12 protein-coding genes and 1 pseudogene are annotated in these 16,779 nt (G+C 40.2%); 5 read left to right on the forward strand and 8 right to left on the reverse strand.

All coding sequences use genetic code 11. The features are described 5' to 3' along the window. Nucleotides 1-51: 51 nt before the first annotated feature. From ABWT76_RS29535 to ABWT76_RS29545, 3 genes are read right to left on the reverse strand one after another with little or no spacing between them, the layout of a single operon-like run. Entirely contained in the window at nucleotides 52-510 is a 459-nt protein-coding gene (locus ABWT76_RS29535; RefSeq protein WP_190876787.1) for a restriction endonuclease, read from the reverse strand. A gap of 15 nt (nucleotides 511-525) precedes the next feature. After that, entirely contained in the window at nucleotides 526-963 is a 438-nt protein-coding gene (locus ABWT76_RS29540) for a hypothetical protein (protein ID WP_156331617.1), read from the reverse strand. Between the two features lie 22 nt (nucleotides 964-985). Continuing rightward, nucleotides 986-1,627, reverse strand: coding sequence for a ParA family protein (locus ABWT76_RS29545; protein WP_190876785.1), 642 nt, complete (start codon nucleotides 1,625-1,627; stop codon nucleotides 986-988). Nucleotides 1,628-1,916: 289 nt separating this feature from the next. Between ABWT76_RS29545 and ABWT76_RS29550 the strand changes: the two genes are divergently transcribed. Then, nucleotides 1,917-2,801 (forward strand): ABC transporter permease, encoded by an 885-nt coding sequence (locus ABWT76_RS29550; protein ID WP_054465587.1) that lies wholly within the window; start codon nucleotides 1,917-1,919, stop codon nucleotides 2,799-2,801. Nucleotides 2,802-2,828: 27 nt separating this feature from the next. Further along, nucleotides 2,829-3,917, forward strand: a complete 1,089-nt coding sequence (locus ABWT76_RS29555; RefSeq protein ID WP_054465588.1) for a Gfo/Idh/MocA family protein — start codon at nucleotides 2,829-2,831, stop codon at nucleotides 3,915-3,917. Nucleotides 3,918-4,002: 85 nt separating this feature from the next. On the opposite strand, the gene ABWT76_RS29560 is transcribed toward ABWT76_RS29555, so the two are convergent. Continuing rightward, complete coding sequence (locus ABWT76_RS29560; protein ID WP_354635375.1) at nucleotides 4,003-4,215, reverse strand: ATP-binding protein; 213 nt, start codon at nucleotides 4,213-4,215, stop codon at nucleotides 4,003-4,005. 3 nt (nucleotides 4,216-4,218) lie between these two features. Continuing rightward, complete coding sequence (locus tag ABWT76_RS29565) at nucleotides 4,219-6,177, reverse strand: histidine kinase dimerization/phospho-acceptor domain-containing protein (RefSeq protein ID WP_354635376.1); 1,959 nt, start codon at nucleotides 6,175-6,177, stop codon at nucleotides 4,219-4,221. A gap of 558 nt (nucleotides 6,178-6,735) precedes the next feature. Here ABWT76_RS29565 and ABWT76_RS29570 point away from each other — a divergent pair. From ABWT76_RS29570 to ABWT76_RS29580, 3 genes and pseudogenes are all read left to right on the forward strand, one after another. Beyond that, the gene (locus ABWT76_RS29570) at nucleotides 6,736-7,215 is read left to right on the forward strand and encodes a 2TM domain-containing protein (protein ID WP_054465613.1); all 480 of its coding nucleotides are present in this window, start codon (nucleotides 6,736-6,738) and stop codon (nucleotides 7,213-7,215) included. 753 nt (nucleotides 7,216-7,968) lie between these two features. After that, nucleotides 7,969-8,169, forward strand: a complete 201-nt coding sequence (locus tag ABWT76_RS29575) for a GAF domain-containing protein (protein ID WP_054465590.1) — start codon at nucleotides 7,969-7,971, stop codon at nucleotides 8,167-8,169. A 373-nt stretch (nucleotides 8,170-8,542) separates the two neighbouring features. Continuing rightward, nucleotides 8,543-8,803 (forward strand): annotated as a pseudogene (locus tag ABWT76_RS29580) (adenylate/guanylate cyclase domain-containing protein); the annotation flags it as partial. Between the two features lie 262 nt (nucleotides 8,804-9,065). Here ABWT76_RS29580 and ABWT76_RS29585 read toward each other — a convergent pair. The 3 genes from ABWT76_RS29585 to ABWT76_RS29595 form a co-directional block, all read right to left on the reverse strand. Beyond that, nucleotides 9,066-10,781 (reverse strand): filamentous hemagglutinin N-terminal domain-containing protein, encoded by a 1,716-nt coding sequence (locus tag ABWT76_RS29585; RefSeq protein WP_054465593.1) that lies wholly within the window; start codon nucleotides 10,779-10,781, stop codon nucleotides 9,066-9,068. Nucleotides 10,782-11,110: 329 nt separating this feature from the next. Next, nucleotides 11,111-11,905, reverse strand: a complete 795-nt coding sequence (locus ABWT76_RS29590) for a DUF4351 domain-containing protein (RefSeq protein WP_354635377.1) — start codon at nucleotides 11,903-11,905, stop codon at nucleotides 11,111-11,113. 135 nt (nucleotides 11,906-12,040) lie between these two features. Then, complete coding sequence (locus ABWT76_RS29595) at nucleotides 12,041-16,570, reverse strand: DUF4347 domain-containing protein (protein ID WP_354635378.1); 4,530 nt, start codon at nucleotides 16,568-16,570, stop codon at nucleotides 12,041-12,043. Between the last annotated feature and the right edge of the window lie 209 nt (nucleotides 16,571-16,779).

Here is a 16,779-nt window from a genome sequence, read left to right on the forward strand (position 1 = left end):
TTGGCAATCATATATGAAAAACTCAACCGGAGATCCGAAAATTCCATCAAGCTAATCAGCCTGTGATTTGACAATTCCTTCTAATTTTTCCAGCGGTGGAAGATATTTCAAAGCATTCTGAAAAGCTTCTGTATTTTCAAACAAATCTTGCAAAGTTAATAGATGAATCACAACCTGATGAATATCTGGATGACCATAAAGACGTTCTTTGAATGTTTCTTTATAGCCCACTCCAGATAACATAATACTTACATCTGCTTGATGATATTTGATATCTGAGTAATATTTACGAGCTTCATCTTTATCTAAAGGTTTACTGCTTAATTTAGATTGAAAATGAATGTTTTTGCCTTCAAAGTAAGTTGAACCATCAACACCGTCGTCCGGTCCTTCTGGCCCTGGTGTTAGATTAAGGCAATCTGCAAACTTTTGACCAAGCCTCTGCTTGGAATCATTTTCAGCTTGCAGAATCCCTTTGATCAGATAGTAGGTTGTTGGATCTCTGAACATTTTTCAATTTTTATCTCAATTAGAGCTTTTTTTTCTAAGATTCAAATTCTTTTCATATAAAACTTTAATACCCGCAACAGCATATTTGGCGGCCTCCTCTACTTCTTGCACCCCTGAGTCTTTAAGTTTACTTAATGTTTCCGCATTGAGCAGCAGGTCATAACCAATAGACCCTAACCGCTTGGGATAATATTGCAAATCTTTTGCCTCAACTCCTTTTTCTTTAGAGAAAAAAATGATGTATTGTATGCAAGAATTCAGCATAGTTCTCACAGAAACACCAAATACGTCACAATACTGTTCTACTTTCTGTTTTTGATCTTCAGATAGATAAACTTTTACCGATGACTCATTCAGACCGGAATCACGTTTATGTAAGCCAGAAGAAACTAAATAGTCTACGGCTCCATTTTCTCTAGCTGATTGTTCTCGATAAATTTTGGTTGTCATCATAACCTCCTATTTTACACATAAACTAACTGAGAAGCGAGCTAAAATATTCCTGCAAATTTTCCAAACCTGGATAAGTCCAAATCAGCTTTCCCTCATCCAAAGCCCTATCTACTTCTTTGTTTAAGTTTTTCATCCGATTTGCTAGATTGTAGTTACTTGGCAAGCGTGATATACTTTGCATTTTTTCATTAATCTTTTGTTTATATGATCCTAGTGGTACAATTACAACTTCAGGAGTAAAACCGGCAAATTCCTCTAATTTTGAAATTACTGGTAAAGTGTCAGATAAACCTTCAATTGCCCAAGGATGCTGGCTAACAGGGATCAACACAACGTCAGGGTAGTTATCGACTATAACTTTAACTGTGTCAGGTAAAGGTGTACTCATATCCAGAATAATGTGATCGTAAGTTTGAGTATCCGCTATGCGTCGAATTGGCTCCCGATCGGGATTCCAAATAATTGATAATTGGTTGCTATGCTCTTTCAGTTGCAAAGGTGTCTGCGCCTTGCTACGAAAATAAAAAAGCCAAGCATTTCTTTGTGTGTCGCAATCAATTAGAAGAATACGACCTAGCTGAGTTGCCAGAAAACCTGCCAAGTGAACTGCCAATGTTGTTTTTCCAGCACCTCCTTTATGTTGAGTGCAAAGAATAATACTCAATTTAGTCTCCTGATGATAAAGCTATAGGAATTTGTTCTATTTTACTTGTTCTCGTTGGCATCTGCAAACCCGCCCAATTTATTCCATGAAAATTTGACTTGACTATTAATTCGGTGTTACTTCAAAGCTTAATTAATTAATATTTTTTATCTGTTACTTGTTATCTGCTACATAGTTTTTTGCAACCAATAACGAATAACCAATAACGAATAACCAATGACAAAAAATAACCTATTTAATCCCTGAATAGCGTAAGCTATAATCACCAAAGAATTTTGCTGGTTGCCCAATGAATTTAACTAAACTAAAACTGCCCAAAATTTTAGCTCAAACGAACCGCCCTAGCCTAGATTTCCTGTTTATGTGGGTGGGGTTAATCATTACCCTATTCTTTGTAATGATTGCGTTATTTTCCCCATTATTTCAATCTTGGGGATGGTTACAAGACCCGACAGAATTTTTGAGTAATCCCATTCATCAGCCCCCATCATTTGATTATTTATTTGGCACAAATCGCCTGGGTTATGATGTGTTTTCCCGCACTTTAATGGCGAGTAGAGTGGCGTGGCAAGTGGTGATTTTAGCGACGGCTTTAAGTATGTTAATTGGGGTGCCTTTGGGGATGCTGAGTGGTTATCTTGGTGGTCGCGTCGATCGCATCTTATTGTTTATCATGGATACCATTTACACTCTGCCCGGGTTATTATTATCAATTACCCTGGCATTTGTGGTAGGCAAAGGGGTTTTTAATGCCGCGATCGCTTTAAGTATTTCCTATATTCCCCAATATTATCGGGTAGTCAGAAATCACACGGTAAGCGTAAAAACCGAACTATTTATTGAAGCGGCCCAAGCAATGGGAGCAAGTTCTTGGACAGTGCTTTCCCGTTATCTATTTCTCAACGTGATTCAAAGTGTTCCTGTATTATTTACCCTGAATGCTGCCGATGCAATTTTAGTCCTCGGTGGTTTAGGGTTTTTAGGATTAGGTGTTCCCGAAGAAGTTCCCGAATGGGGTCACGATTTGCGCCAAGCATTAGAAGCACTACCCACGGGCATTTGGTGGACTGCTTTTTTCCCCGGTTGTACTATGACTTTCATGGTGGTGGGCTTATCTTTATTTGGCGAAGGATTGAATCAATTTGTCAATCCCAAATTAAGAAACCGCAGTTAAAACTTGAGAAATTGAGCAGATTAACTAATGTCAAATAAAATCGGCATTGTGGTGGTAGGAGTGGGTCGCTGGGGCGTTCATTTGGTGCGCCAATTTTACCAAAATCCCCTAACAAAGGTAGTGGCAATAGTAGACCAAAACCCGGAAAGATTGCCAGCGGTTCAGCAGCAATTTAATTTAGATTTATCATCAGTGGTTTTGGCCAAAGATTGGGCAGAGGTGCGAGAACTGCCCGGAATTCAAGCGGTGGCGATCGCCACTCCTGCTTCTACTCACTATTGTTTAATTAAAGATGCCTTAAATCAGGGCTATCATGTATTAGCAGAAAAACCCTTAACCCTCGATCCGCAAGAATGTCTGGAACTTAGCCATTTAGCCGAACAAAAACAGCGGCAATTAATGGTCGATCATACTTATTTATTTCATCCGGCAGTTCAACGGGGCAAAGAGGCGATCGCGGCTTTGGGAAAATTGCGTTATGGGTACGCTGCCCGAACTCACTTAGGCCCAGTGCGATCGGATGTTGATGCCCTCTGGGATTTAGCTATTCACGACATCTGTATCTTCAACTTTTGGCTAGGAGAAACACCGATTCAGGTGCAAGCAACGGGCAAAATTTGGTTAGAAAGATCGGGAAATTCTGCTAACAGCAACATTTCTCAAGAAATAACCACAGAAAATAAATTATTTACCCAAGGTTTAGCGGATTTTGTCACCGTAAACCTGACCTATCCTAGTGGGTTTGAAGCCCGGATTCATCTGTGCTGGTGTAATCCTGACAAGCAAAGGCGTCTCTGTGTGGCTGGCAGTCAAGGCACTTTAATTTTTGATGAAATGTCACCGAATGCTCCCTTAATGATTCAGCATGGTTTCTTAGAACGAAATAACGAAACATGGCAACCTGTGGGGCAAAAATCTGAGGTAATTGCTGTGTCCCCTGGAGAACCTTTACGCTTAGTGTGCGATCGCTTTCTTGACCTCGTAATAAATCCCAATCAACCCAGCAAAAATCAGCCCATTTCCTCTGGCTGGTTAGGAGCAGAATTAGTGCAAATTATCACCGCTTTAAGTAAATCCTTAAATCAAGGAGGAATCCCAATTAAAATACCAAGGTGAATTATCAATAGTTACCCTGAATATTTACCCTGAATCCTGTAGCATCCTGTAGGTGGGCATTGCCCACCCTACATAATAATTATTATTATGCTTTCTCAAATAAAGGTGGTTCAGGATGATGGGTTGGTTTAACGGGAATTTCTATAATCAACTCTGTTCCTTCCCCAGGAGCAGAAATCACGTCTAATCTACCAGAGTGTTTTTCCACCACAATCTGATAGCTAACCGATAACCCTAAACCCGTGCCCTTGCCCACAGGTTTAGTGGTAAAAAACGGCTCAAAAAGACGCTTTTGCACCGTTTACTCAATCCCTCGACCATTATCAATAATGGAAATTCTGACATAGTTTTTTACCCCTTCTGAATCCTCAGTAGTTTCTAACTGGGAATTATCAACAGTAAAAGCGCGGGTTTTAATCGTAATTAATTGGGGTGGTTCTTTATTTTCTAGAGCATCTAACGCATTATTTAGTAAATTCATAAAGACCTGGTTTAGCAAACTAGGGTAACATTCCACCTTGGGCAAATTCCCATAGTCTTTATAGACTTCAATGTTGGGTTTGCCTAATTTGCCTTTGAGCCGATGTTGTAAAATCATTAATGTACTTTCCAGTCCTTCATGCAGATCGACTTCCTTAATGGCAGCCTCATCGAGGCGAGAAAAATTGCGTAAAGATTGTACAATCTGGCGGATTCGTTCTGCCCCAGCCTGCATAGAATGCAAAATTTTATGTAAATCATTCGCCAAAAAATCTAACTCAATTTCTTCGATTATTTGTTCAATTTCTTGGCTAGGATTGGGATAAGTATTTTGATAAATATTCAGTAGCTTCAGCAGATCCGTAATATAAGTGCTGGCGTGAGTGATATTGCCATAAATAAAATTAATTGGGTTATTAATTTCATGGGCGATTCCGGCCACAAGCTGACCTAACCCAGACATTTTTTCCATTTGAATTAGTTTGGCTTGAGTTTTTTGTAGTTTCTCAATAGCGATTTCTAGTTGACGTGCTTGTTCTCGCGATTGGGCTTCTGATTTTCGCAGTGCAGTTTCTACTTCCTGCTGATGCAATATCTCTTTTTTTAGCTGTTCATTAACTACTTTTAAATCAGCGGTGCATTCTGCTACATAGCTTTCTAAATTTTTTTGGATAGTTTCTAATGTAGTCTCGGCCTTTCTGCGTTTGGCAATTTCTGCTTGTAACTCTGTATTCTTTCTATTTACTGCTTCGGTTTTTGATTCTAGGTTTTGTTGCAGTTGTGCGATTGTCTGATACATTTCGGCAGGGTCTAAGGTTTTTAGCCAGCTTGTTCGATCAATTACTCCCATAAATTCTCCCTGATCGCTAGAAACTACTAAGGCTGAAGTTTGCCATTGTCCCATAGATTTTTGAGCCGACCATAAAGACGCTGCGACACCGATCGCCGGTAAAGGATGATCGATGACAGATTTCGCTTTTATAGTCGATAAATCTAGGCCAATTGCCCAATAATTCACGATATCTTGGTCAGTGACAATGCCCAGGGGCGTGGGGATATGTTCTGGTTGGGCGATCGCTTCTCTTTGAGCATTTAACTCCTCAAAAATTAACACATAACTTCCCTGATTTTGCCGCATAAGCTGGGCAATTTTTGCTAAAGAATCGCTCAACAAAGCTGGAATCACTTTTTGATTTAATACATTTTTCAACGAGTGCCATTTTAGCCAATTTTCACCAGATTCAAGAGATTCAAGTTGTTGAACAATCTTAGAGGGAGCGATCGCCCCTAAAAAAAACCCGCTGGTGTCAGACACTAATATGGGATAAATCCCCGACTGCCGCCAAAGATTAGCAATCGAGAAAATATCCTCAGCTTGCGCTTGATAAAGCGTGAGTAAATTTGGGTTCATTACATCAACAACCGTGAAATTTGTACCTGGTTTCTTCTCTGCGATCGCTTGGAGAATATCTGGGACGGTGACAATCCCTAAAATATCTGATATTTTTAGCATATTTTCAGTATTTAGAGTCGGGTTATATGCATCGGCGCTGATAGCAGATTCGGAAACTACCAACATATAACCCGATGCCATATTAGCCCCAGGGTAATCGGGTAATTCTGGGTAATTTTTTGATGCAAACAGAGGACAGCTTGCATTTAAGTGGCTGATTTCCTCGCTAATTTCCCGGACAGAAATGTTCGGTGTCACAAATTGAGGATGGCGATCGAGAGCAGATTTTAGAAAGGTAGGATTAATTAATGATGTTTGATTTGACATTTAAATTAGCTAGATAAAAAATAACCAAAAATAACCAAAAACAACCAGAATAATCGCAAGCAAAATTTTAATCAATAATCAAATAATTAACAAAAATTATTCAGGTTAATACAGGGAAAATTTACCCATTTTAGATAGGAAAATGATGGCAGATTGATCGATAATTTTTTTTGCAAAAAAAAATAAAAAACTGATTAATTTTGCGCTTGCCCAGTAAATTTTCGTCTCAGTCATCTTAATTGAGTTTACCCTAGCACGAGAGGCGGATAAAATTTTAACATTAATGTTTTAAGATTAATGTTAAAACATTAATGTAGGCAATCCATTCAGCGATCGCCAATTTTCTGGATCGTCTCGTCAACCTCCCTTCGTCAACCTCCCCTGAAGGATCAAACAGATGCCTTTTGCTTCAAGGCTTCAGTAGGGCGTCAGTAAGGCTTCAGTCTACGGTAAACCACACCTGACATCATTGCCACAGAGAGGCACCATTGATTACAATAGAGATTACAATAGAAATAAAACAGATATTGTAATCCGTTGTTGATTACCCAGGATAAAATGCCAGAATCCTACAGCCAAGAAGATGTACAGCAAATTCTCCAATTAGCGATCGCCAAAAGAGCGATCGATGGAGATTTTTCTCGCGTTCAACTCCTAGAAATGGCCGATGAACTAGGAATCTCCCCAGAAAATCTTCAGCAAGCCGAAGCACAATGGCTGGCGAAACAAGATGAATTTAAGGAACGTCAGCAATTTGATATATACCGACGCAATCAATTAAAACAAAATTTCGTGCGTTATCTCATTGTCAACGTTTTTCTCATTCTGCTAAACCTGGTTCTATTTAAATCAGCTAACTTTGGTCTAACCATTGCGCTAGTTTGGGGATTAATTCTCGCTTTAAAGACTTGGAAAAATTATGAAATAAATTCAGAAGAGTATGAAATGAATTTCCAGAAATGGAGGCTGAAAAAACAAATTGGTGAATCTATCAATCTAGTGGTTGATAAATTATTTCACCCTAAATCATCAAGTTAAATTTGCCGAATAGCGTTGTCAAACCCACTGACAACGCTGATTTTTTTCCCAGGAATCAGCCATGAAATCGAGAGTTTAGGCTATGACTGGCCTCGGTAGGTTGCCTCCCTGTCAGACCTGTTTGACGCCACTCAAATCAGCGAGTTACTCAAAAAAAATTTAACTAGGTCCCTGATTTAGGATATAAGAATAAACCAGTCTCTTTACCAACAAATCAAACGTTTAATGTTTTATCGAATAATTTGATGTAAAAACAGTAAAATTTTTGAATAAATTGATTTGTTTTTGTTTAGATTAATTTAATTTTTAATTATTGCTGCTATTAAAAATTAAAAATTTAGATATTTTTTTAATTGTAAAATAAAAAAATATCTACAATATGTGAATCAATATTTTAATTATTGATCACACTTAAATTAATTTCAAAAATTTTTTAAAATATCGATTCATGGCTATTTCGTCAAGCATTGAGTGGTTAAATAGCGTTAATAACCATATAAAAACTGCTCCAGATATTATTTTAATGGATATTACTATGCGGGATATGAAGTGTGTCTTAAACTCAATCAAGTCTAATCAAACAACTTGTGAAATTACCATAATTTTTATTAGAGATGTATCATGTATCGGCTAAAATAAAAGCCTTTGATGTGGGCTGGGCGGTGCCGACTATATTACTAAGCCTTTTAAAAGCCAATTTAAGCACGGCTAGAAAATCAAATTAAGATTAGGCAATTACAGCAACAACTGACATTGCAAAATATTCAATTGCAAAAAATTGCCGAACGAGAAAAACTTTTGGGTCAGATATCTCAGCGGATTCGTCAATCTTTAGATTTGACAGAGATTCTCTCAACGGCAGTTAGAGAAGTGCGAGAATTTTTGCAAGTAGATTGCGTAGCGATCGCACGGTTAAATCCTGATCGAAAACAATTGTCCAAGAATCTTTGGTAGACCAAGGGTTATCAATTTTAAATTTAAAGATTACCGATATTTTCAGGAGGCTTATATTCAGCGATCGCCTGACATTCAGATGATTTCAGATATTCAGCAATCTAGTCTGTCACTTCCTTTGATTTCATTCTGGACTGGACTTGCGCTCTCATTTAGTGGTGCCAATTTTTCAACAAACTGTCAGCATTTCTGAAGAAAATAAGGAGCCATACACCGATAATCTGAAAGAAGATTCTCTAAATTCAGAAGTTTACAGACTGCTGATTGCCGATGATTGTACTCAGGTGCGTCAATGGCACCCCTCAGAAGTGGATTTATTAACCCAATTATCGATTCAAATTGGTATGGCTTGGCAACAAATTCAAATGAAAAGTTGCGCTATCAGCAAGAAAATACGGAGACGCTGTTGTTAAATATTTCGCCAAAATTAATTGCTCAACGGCTGAAACAAAATCCGGGGCTTATTGCCGATAACTTTGAATCGGTGACAGTGATGTTTGCAAATATTGTGGGATTTACTAATTTATCCGCGCAAATTTATGCTCTGGAGTTAGTCAAGTTATTGAATGAAATTTTTTCTAGGTTTGATGCCTTAGCCCAACGACATAAGTTGGAAAAAATTAAAACCATTGGGCTCTTTAGGACTTATGGTGATAAGTTTATCTAATTTAATATGAGTATTTGCATAAAATTAAAAGGTGAAATTAATATACATGAACGCTTCTAGCTTCTCATGTTGAAAAAAAGAGTCTTATAAGTCCGCCAAATCCTGAAAAAATCATTAAGTTTAGTTACCAGGCTCAAAGTTAAGCCCTAAACTGATAAAATTTAGCTGTTTTGTGAAACTAACCCTTTCACCCTAAAAATTTTTGAGCTTAGGTTTATGGAAAATCATCTCAATGTAATACTGGGCTTACCTGAAGTGAATTTAACAAGCCCATAATTTGCATATTACCCTGGGCAAAAAGATTAATATCTCCTCCTTGGGTGACGATTCGGTCAATGATTAATTGGCCGCCTGAGTTAATAATCACCGGCCACCCTGGAGTGGAAATCTGACTCACAGAAATATCACGATTAAGTTGCTCGGAGTCAGAGAGAAACGCGGTGTTTACCACGGTCAAATCAGGGGGAATGTTCGCCGGATTACTCAGACTAGAAACGCCGGATCTTAAAATTAATGCTGGGGAATTGGCCAAGATTTCCGCATCAGGATCCGGAGAACCGGATAAAGTCACATCTGGGTTAGTAATGATGATATTCCCGGCATCAATTCCTCCCGTGGCTTCTACTTTTAAGGAAACCCCAGTATATTCATCAAAACTCACATTACCATCAGCACTAATAATTGGGTCATAATAACTGATAAAATCACCGAAATCGCCAGCTACAGTACGAATAAAGAAATTGCCCTCCGTGGCAAAATGAGCATCGGTGGCAATATTTCCCCCACTAATTAAGGTAATATCACCCCCTGCCTGAAAAGTTGCGCCTTGGTTGACAGAATTCAGGGCGAAAATATCAATTTTTTGCAGTCCAGTTAGATTCATATTTGCGCCTGCGATCGCGGAAAATGGGTTTTGACTATCCCGAACAATCAGCGTATTTTTCGCCAATAAATTTAAATCTTGGCTAGTTTGGATTTCAATCCCGAATAAACTTAAATTATTAGCAGCGGATAAACTAGCATTTCCTGAGATAATTGTTGCCGATTGATTTGATTGATTTGTGGGGTGAAGCACCACATCCCCATTGCGTATCCCCAAGGCAGAACCGGATAAAACTACTTGCCCCGCTTCATTGACTGTCACCTGGTTGGCATCAATAATATTGCCACCCCCGGTTAATAATTCATGGAGAGAAAGTGGATTAAAAGCCTCAGTTTTTAAATTGGATAAACTCACTTCTAAACTAAGTAAATGTCCGGGCCGACTAATCCGCAAAATACTTTCCCCTGGAACCGCAGTAATAATCAGATTCCCTTGGGGGGCAGCGCTCGACCCGGTACTGAGTATGGCGCTGCAAATTAAAGATAAAGATTGTCCCGATCGCACCGCTAAATCGGCAAAATTAATCAGACTCCCTGGCTGAATATTGTCAAAAGAAAAATAAATCAAATTCCCGACTAATGTGGTATAATTATTATTGCCGAATACTTGCAATATTCCGGCATCAAAGCCTAAACTGGTGGCAGTGGTGGCGGTAAAATCACCGAGGACATTTAAGGCAGCATTTTGACCAAATACTATGCCTGCCGGATTGAGCAAAAAGAGGTTAGAATTTCCACCATTAACTTGAATTAAACCATTAATTAACGATGGATTACCCCCAGAAATTCGTCCGAGAATATTGACAATTTCTGGACGCGATAAAAAGTTGGCAATTTGTCCATCACTCAGTCCAAATTCTTGGAAATTGTGAAATAAATTTGCCCCATCTCCAGAAGTTTTACCCCCGGTAATGTTAATCTGATTTCCCTCAGTAGTGACAACAGTTCCCGTCCCGTCTGTTGCTGGGGTAATTGTTTGGGCAAAGACTAGACCCTTATTGACTCCTAGGGTCAGGAAAAAGACTACGAGGAATAAGGAATAAAAGGGGGATGTGGTTGGCAACTAGCGAAGACCCTCAAAATTAGTAATTTTTCTTTTCATTATACAAATACCTGATTAACTAAACAATACGCCCAAATCAAAAATTTTTTGGTTCGTAGAGTACACCCCACTTTTTTCTCTGTGTCCTCTGTGTCTCTGTGGTTTATTCATTGGTTTTTTTTCACCACAGAGACACAAATAGTCACAGAGAGGAGATAATTTTGACCAAAAACCACCGATTATTGCATAATATCTCCTCTTAATAAAAAAATCTTAAAATTCTCTCAAAGCCCTGCGCCCTCGCAAAAGGGCTTGGGGTGAGGGCGATTTGAAAGTGGTATCAGATGGATTTAATTAGATTGATTCAACCAAATCAGTAAATCTTCCATCGTAGTAAAATCTAATAACGCTTCGGCTAATGATTCTAGTTGTTGGATAGATAATCTCTCAATTCCTTGTAATATTGCTGAGTCAATATTACCCAACCGCCGCGACAGTAGGCGTTTAATTAACGCAACTTCTCCTTGTTGGCGTCCAGTTTGGATAATTTCTTGATAAATCACCGATTCTTGCATAATATCTCCTCGGAATAGTTGACGAATCAAATCTTTTTCATAGCGTAACCCGGCCAATATCTCCGTACAACCAGAGATATTTTGCCGTTCCTCTTCTGAGGATATCTTAGCCAATTCTTTGGCCACTTGTTGCAGAAGGGTAGGGGGGTTTTCGCTCCGAGTAAGAGGGGCTAAAGGTAATAACCCTCGGTTGGCTAAAAACGGCGCTGGGTCTTGTTCCCAAAGTCGGATAATCCCATAGCGGTGTTCGGTGTTCGTGTCTCGGTATTGGTTCTCAAATACCAGAGGTGAACTGGTTTCTTTTAAGAAAATTACCAGTTGTTGAATTTCACAGTTGTACTGCCGCTTTAATCGAGTGTAATAATCCAACATTCGCAAAGGAATGGGAGTGCGATCGCTTTTTGGCAGGGTTTCAAATTCCAGGTGAGCAATGCGATTTCCTGCTTTGATAAAGGCTACAGAATCCGCACGAATGGGTTCAATGGTTAACTCGGTTTTAAGAATTGAAACATCTGCGGGATCTACCGAGAGAAAATAGCGGATAAAATCTTCCGGATAGCGATCAACCATAAATTTGCAAGCGTTATCGTAACTCACAACTTTCGGTTTCTCTCTATATTTTTATTTTTTTTTATTTTATTGTATCACAAAAAACAATGTGCGACTTGCCAGCATTGTGTCCTCTGTGTCTCTGTGGTTAATATCTTAAATAAACTGAATTAAATTAGGTTCAATCCCTTGACCTCCTTGTAAAATGGCTAGATATTCCCCAGTTGCTTGATGCTGAATGATGAGATCGTTAGCATGATTTCCCGTTCCTTGGGTAATATTTAAGGATTCAGAATTTAAGCCCTCTTCGGTGGCAGAATCCATTAAATCAATAAAATCTTCCTGCACATTAAAATCAGTAATAACATCTGCTGATTCTAATGTCAATCCGCCCATGCCTAACCCGATCGCAAATACATCCCGTCCTTGCCCTCCCGTGAGGGTATCTGCACCTAAATCCCCCGATAAATAGTCATTGTCTTTATGACCCAATAGCCGATCGCTGCCATCTCCTCCTAACAGGCGATCGCTGCCACTTTCCCCAAACATTAAATCATTGCCTGCACTACCTTCAATATAATCATTGCCCTGACCGCCCCAAATTTTATCATCGCCATCCCCTCCTAAAATATAGTCATCATTTTCCCGACCATAAAGGCGATCGCTCCCCCCTTGACCATCAATAAAATCATTACCTTCTCGTCCATGTAGAATATTCATTTCCACAGTTCCAAGGAGGCGATCGGTCAGATTAGTTCCTGCTAAATTTGGGCGATTTTCACCCTCAAACCCTTCTCCTAAATCATCATTATCGCTCACATTAGCGCTTAAATTAACCGTTAAATTATTATACTGAGAATCGCTACTGGTAATACTATGAATAATCTCACTACTACGCAACCCTTCTTTAACATTATCATTCACCGCCGTCACGATGATAGTTTGGGCAATATTCCAATTTGATGGGGTAAATAATACCTTTAAAGAACTTGATGGTGAGTTACTCCCTGAGTTATTTAAATTAGTTTGGCCATCGGTGGTAATATTAATCCTCACATCAGCAGTAGGTTGAGTGGCAAGTTTGACTTTATATAAATCAAATCCGCCATTTTCCTGCACATCAGTGCTAAATAAAGATTGAATCAGTTTAATATTACCAATGGATACATGAACCAAGGCATCAGTATCGGCATAAGTTTTGCCATCATAACCATTCCAGGTAAAACTGGTATTGCCATTAAAATTAGTGTTGGGCGTAAAAGTCAGATTACTTAATTGGTCAACGGCAATTTCTTGATTAACCGTAACTTCTGTGCCATTTAACTTGAGAATTCCGTTAGCGGAAAGCGAAGTTATTTTAATTTGGGATAAGCCATCATTGTCTGGGTCAGCAAAAGCATTGGTAAAGTCAGTCTCAGCTAAAGCAATTTCACTATTTTGATCTCCAGACTTGCTGATAGTTTTCAGACTAGGGGCATTAATCAAGCCAATATTTAGGTTAACCGTTGCATCGGTATCTGCATAAATTTTCCCATCAAATCCATTCCAAGTAAAACTGGTATTCCCGTTAAAATTGACATCCGGGGTAAAAGTCAGTTTATTTAAGTCAGCCGCCGCAATTTCTTGATTAACTTTCACTGCCGCGTCGCTTAATTTAAGAATGCCGTTAGCGGGAAGCGAAGTTATTTTAATTTTCGATAAGCTGTCATTGTCTACATCAAAAAATGCGTTGATAAAGTCGTTTGCCGTCAAGACAATATCCGTATCTTCATTACCATTAAGACTAACATTAGTGAGAATAATATTGGAATTTCGAGTGATTTGATTTGCAGCAATATTATTATTTTTCGCATTATCTATCGCCACATTTTCAGCAATATCTACCGTGACTTTACCATTAACAATAGGAGTGATATCAAAGGTGTAATTTTTAGCATCAACTGGGGTAAATTTAATGACCTTGCCATTCCCCACCTTAATATCTGTTGCCTCGAAGCCGGTGACAGATTCACTGAAATTTGCTGTGACTTTGAATGGATCTGTTACTAGGTCAGCCGCATTAGAAGTTAATGTGACAGTTGGGACAACCCCATCCACAAATACATTTTCTGTAGATGCGACATTATTTAAATCTAAAATAGCGTTGTCGCCGTTAACATTTTGAATTGTTGCTGTGGCATCGGCGGGCAAGTTTAAAGCATTGCCTACGGTGATGCCATTAGTTGCTAAATCACCAGAGGCAATTGTATAGGTGAAATTGTGGCTAGTCGCTGATGCACCAGTTCCATTAAGGGTGGCATTAACCAAACCGCGATTATTTAAAATAATCGGTAAAGTTGGACTGCCGGTAATCCTGACTGCTTGACTAAAATTAACCGTAAAGGTGAGAACATCGCCGATTTTATAATTGTCGTCAGTGGGAACTTTTACACTGGTAATGGTTGGTGCAGAGTTGATGGTAATCTTGGCGGTTTCAGTCGCACTACTAAAAACACTAGAGGTGGTATTAGTTGCCCGGTCTGTGGTGTAGTCGGCGGTTCCGCCATTGGTGCCCGTAATTCGATCCCAAGCAGCAAAGGTGATGGCATTGGCAATAGTGCCGTTATAATCCGTATTGGGAACAAAGCGGATTTTAGTATTAGTATCACTGGCTAATAATAGGGCGCTATTTGCCGAAACTGTCGGGCAAGCATTCCAGGTGGTGCCATTGGTACTGTATTGCCAAGTGCCGTTAGTGGTGTCTAAGGCAGTAATGGCAATGCCTTGTAAAGCGCTGGCATTGGGGTCGGTGATTTTGCTGCCGCCCAAGTTGGCGATGATGGTACTGACTAAGGTGCCGCTACTGTTATTGTTGTTTTGGTTTTGCGGGTTAAGGGTGGGACTGCCAGTGTTGTCTAAGACTGGGGAGTCGTTGACCAGTACGGTGACGGTGGTGGGACTGCTGACCCCGTTGCGATCGCGGGCATTGTAGGTAAATTTGTCCAAGCCGTTGAAGTTGGCAGTGGGGGTGTAGAGGATATCTCGTTTCGGGTCAATGGTAATCGTCCTGACTACATTATTCGCATTCGGGTCAAAGGTACTATTCGCAGTGCCAGTGGTGGGGTTTAACTTAGCCATGCGGTTGCGAGTTGCACCGCCGATATTGGTAAAGCTGCCACCGACAATGGGGCTGCCACTGCTATCTAGGGCGATCGCCTCGACGGTACTATTCGCATTGGGGTTAAAGGTAGTATTCGCAGTGCCGGTGGTGGGGTTTAACTTGGCAATGTAGTTGCGAGTTTCACCGCCGATACTGGTAAAGCTGCCACCGACAATGGGGTTGCCACTCCTATCTAGGGCGATCGCATAGACCCAATCATTTGCATTGGGGTTAAATTGAGTATCCGCAGCACCAGTGATGGGGTCTAACTTGGCAATGCGGTTGTAAGTTTGATCGCCGATACTATTGAAATAGCCACCGACAATGGGTTCTAGGGCGATTTCATAGACATAACCATTCGCATTGGGGTTAAATGTGGTATCCGCAGCACCAGTGGTGGGGTTCAACTTGGCAATGCGGTTACGAGTTTCACCGCCGATACTGGTGAAGTCGCCACCGACAATGGGGTTGCCACTGCTATCTAGGGCGATCGCCCGGACATCACTATTCGCATTGGGGTTAAATTGAGGATCCGCAGCACCAGTGGAGGGGTCTAACTTGGCAATGCGGTTGCGAGTTGCACCACCGATACTGGTAAAGTTGCCACCGACAATGGGGTTGCCACTGCTATCTAGGGCGATCGCCCAAACATAATTATTCGCATTAGGGTTAAATTGAGGGTCGGCAGCGCCCGTGGTGGGGTATAACCGGGCAATGTAGTTGCGAGTTTCACCGCCGATACTGGTGAAAGCCCCACTAACATAAGGGTTGCCACTGCTATCTAGGGCGATCGCATTGACATCACTATTCGCATTGGGGTTAAAGGTGGGATCGACACTACCATCAGAGTTTAACCGGGCAATGCGGCTGCGAGGTTGACCGCCGATACTGGTGAATTGACCACCGACATAAATCCAATCATTAATTATGACAGTGCCGTTAGTGCCCGTGGTGTTGATACTTTCCACGGTGAGTCGCCCGGTTCCGGTGTCGTTGCCTAGGACATCAAGTTGTTTGCTGGTGAGACTGCCTGTAATCGCTTTGCTGTCCGCATTGGCAGTGGGAGGGGCCAGGATGTAGTCATAGTTTGTCGGGGTAATGGGTGCAGTTTCGATATTGCCCACTTGGGTTTCTAATTCCCAATCGCCCCCAAAGCCGGTTTTGTCGTCACTTGCGGCGATATCGGCTTGGGTTAATTGATTCAGTTTTGAAATAAATTGAAGGTCTGCCCCAATATCACATCCATATAATAGAATATCCGCATTTGCAGTTAGAGAGTTTTGCCACTGTTGTAGCTGCGGGCGATAGATTTCTAACTGCTGCTCATCAATCGTATCTTGCCCTAGTTTAAACCGGCCTTGTTCCCCGTGAGAAATAATATGAATCGCGGCGATATTTTCTGCTAGTTCTAACCGTTCCGTGATTTGCTCAAGGCCATTGCGGGTGCCATCCAAGATAATCACTTCCGCATCGGAGGGAATGGCGTCGATTAAGGTTGGATAATCGGCTACGTTAGGGTCAATAAAAACTAAGGTGGAATGTGACATGGTGAGGGTTCCCCGGTTGATTAATTAATTAATCTTATGCTTGATTAGGGGGGATATACTCCTTATTTTACCACAATTTACCCAAACAAATAAGAAAAATAATTATCTTCACAATCTCTTTAAAATTGACCATAGTAAAATGTTTTTTTATGTAGTTTGTTTACGATTTTGTTACATCGATCAATTGTAGTTAAGTGGTAATTTCTCTG

It is taken from the genome of Planktothricoides raciborskii GIHE-MW2 (assembly GCF_040564635.1).
Taxonomy (GTDB): Bacteria; Cyanobacteriota; Cyanobacteriia; order Cyanobacteriales; family Laspinemataceae; genus Planktothricoides; species Planktothricoides raciborskii.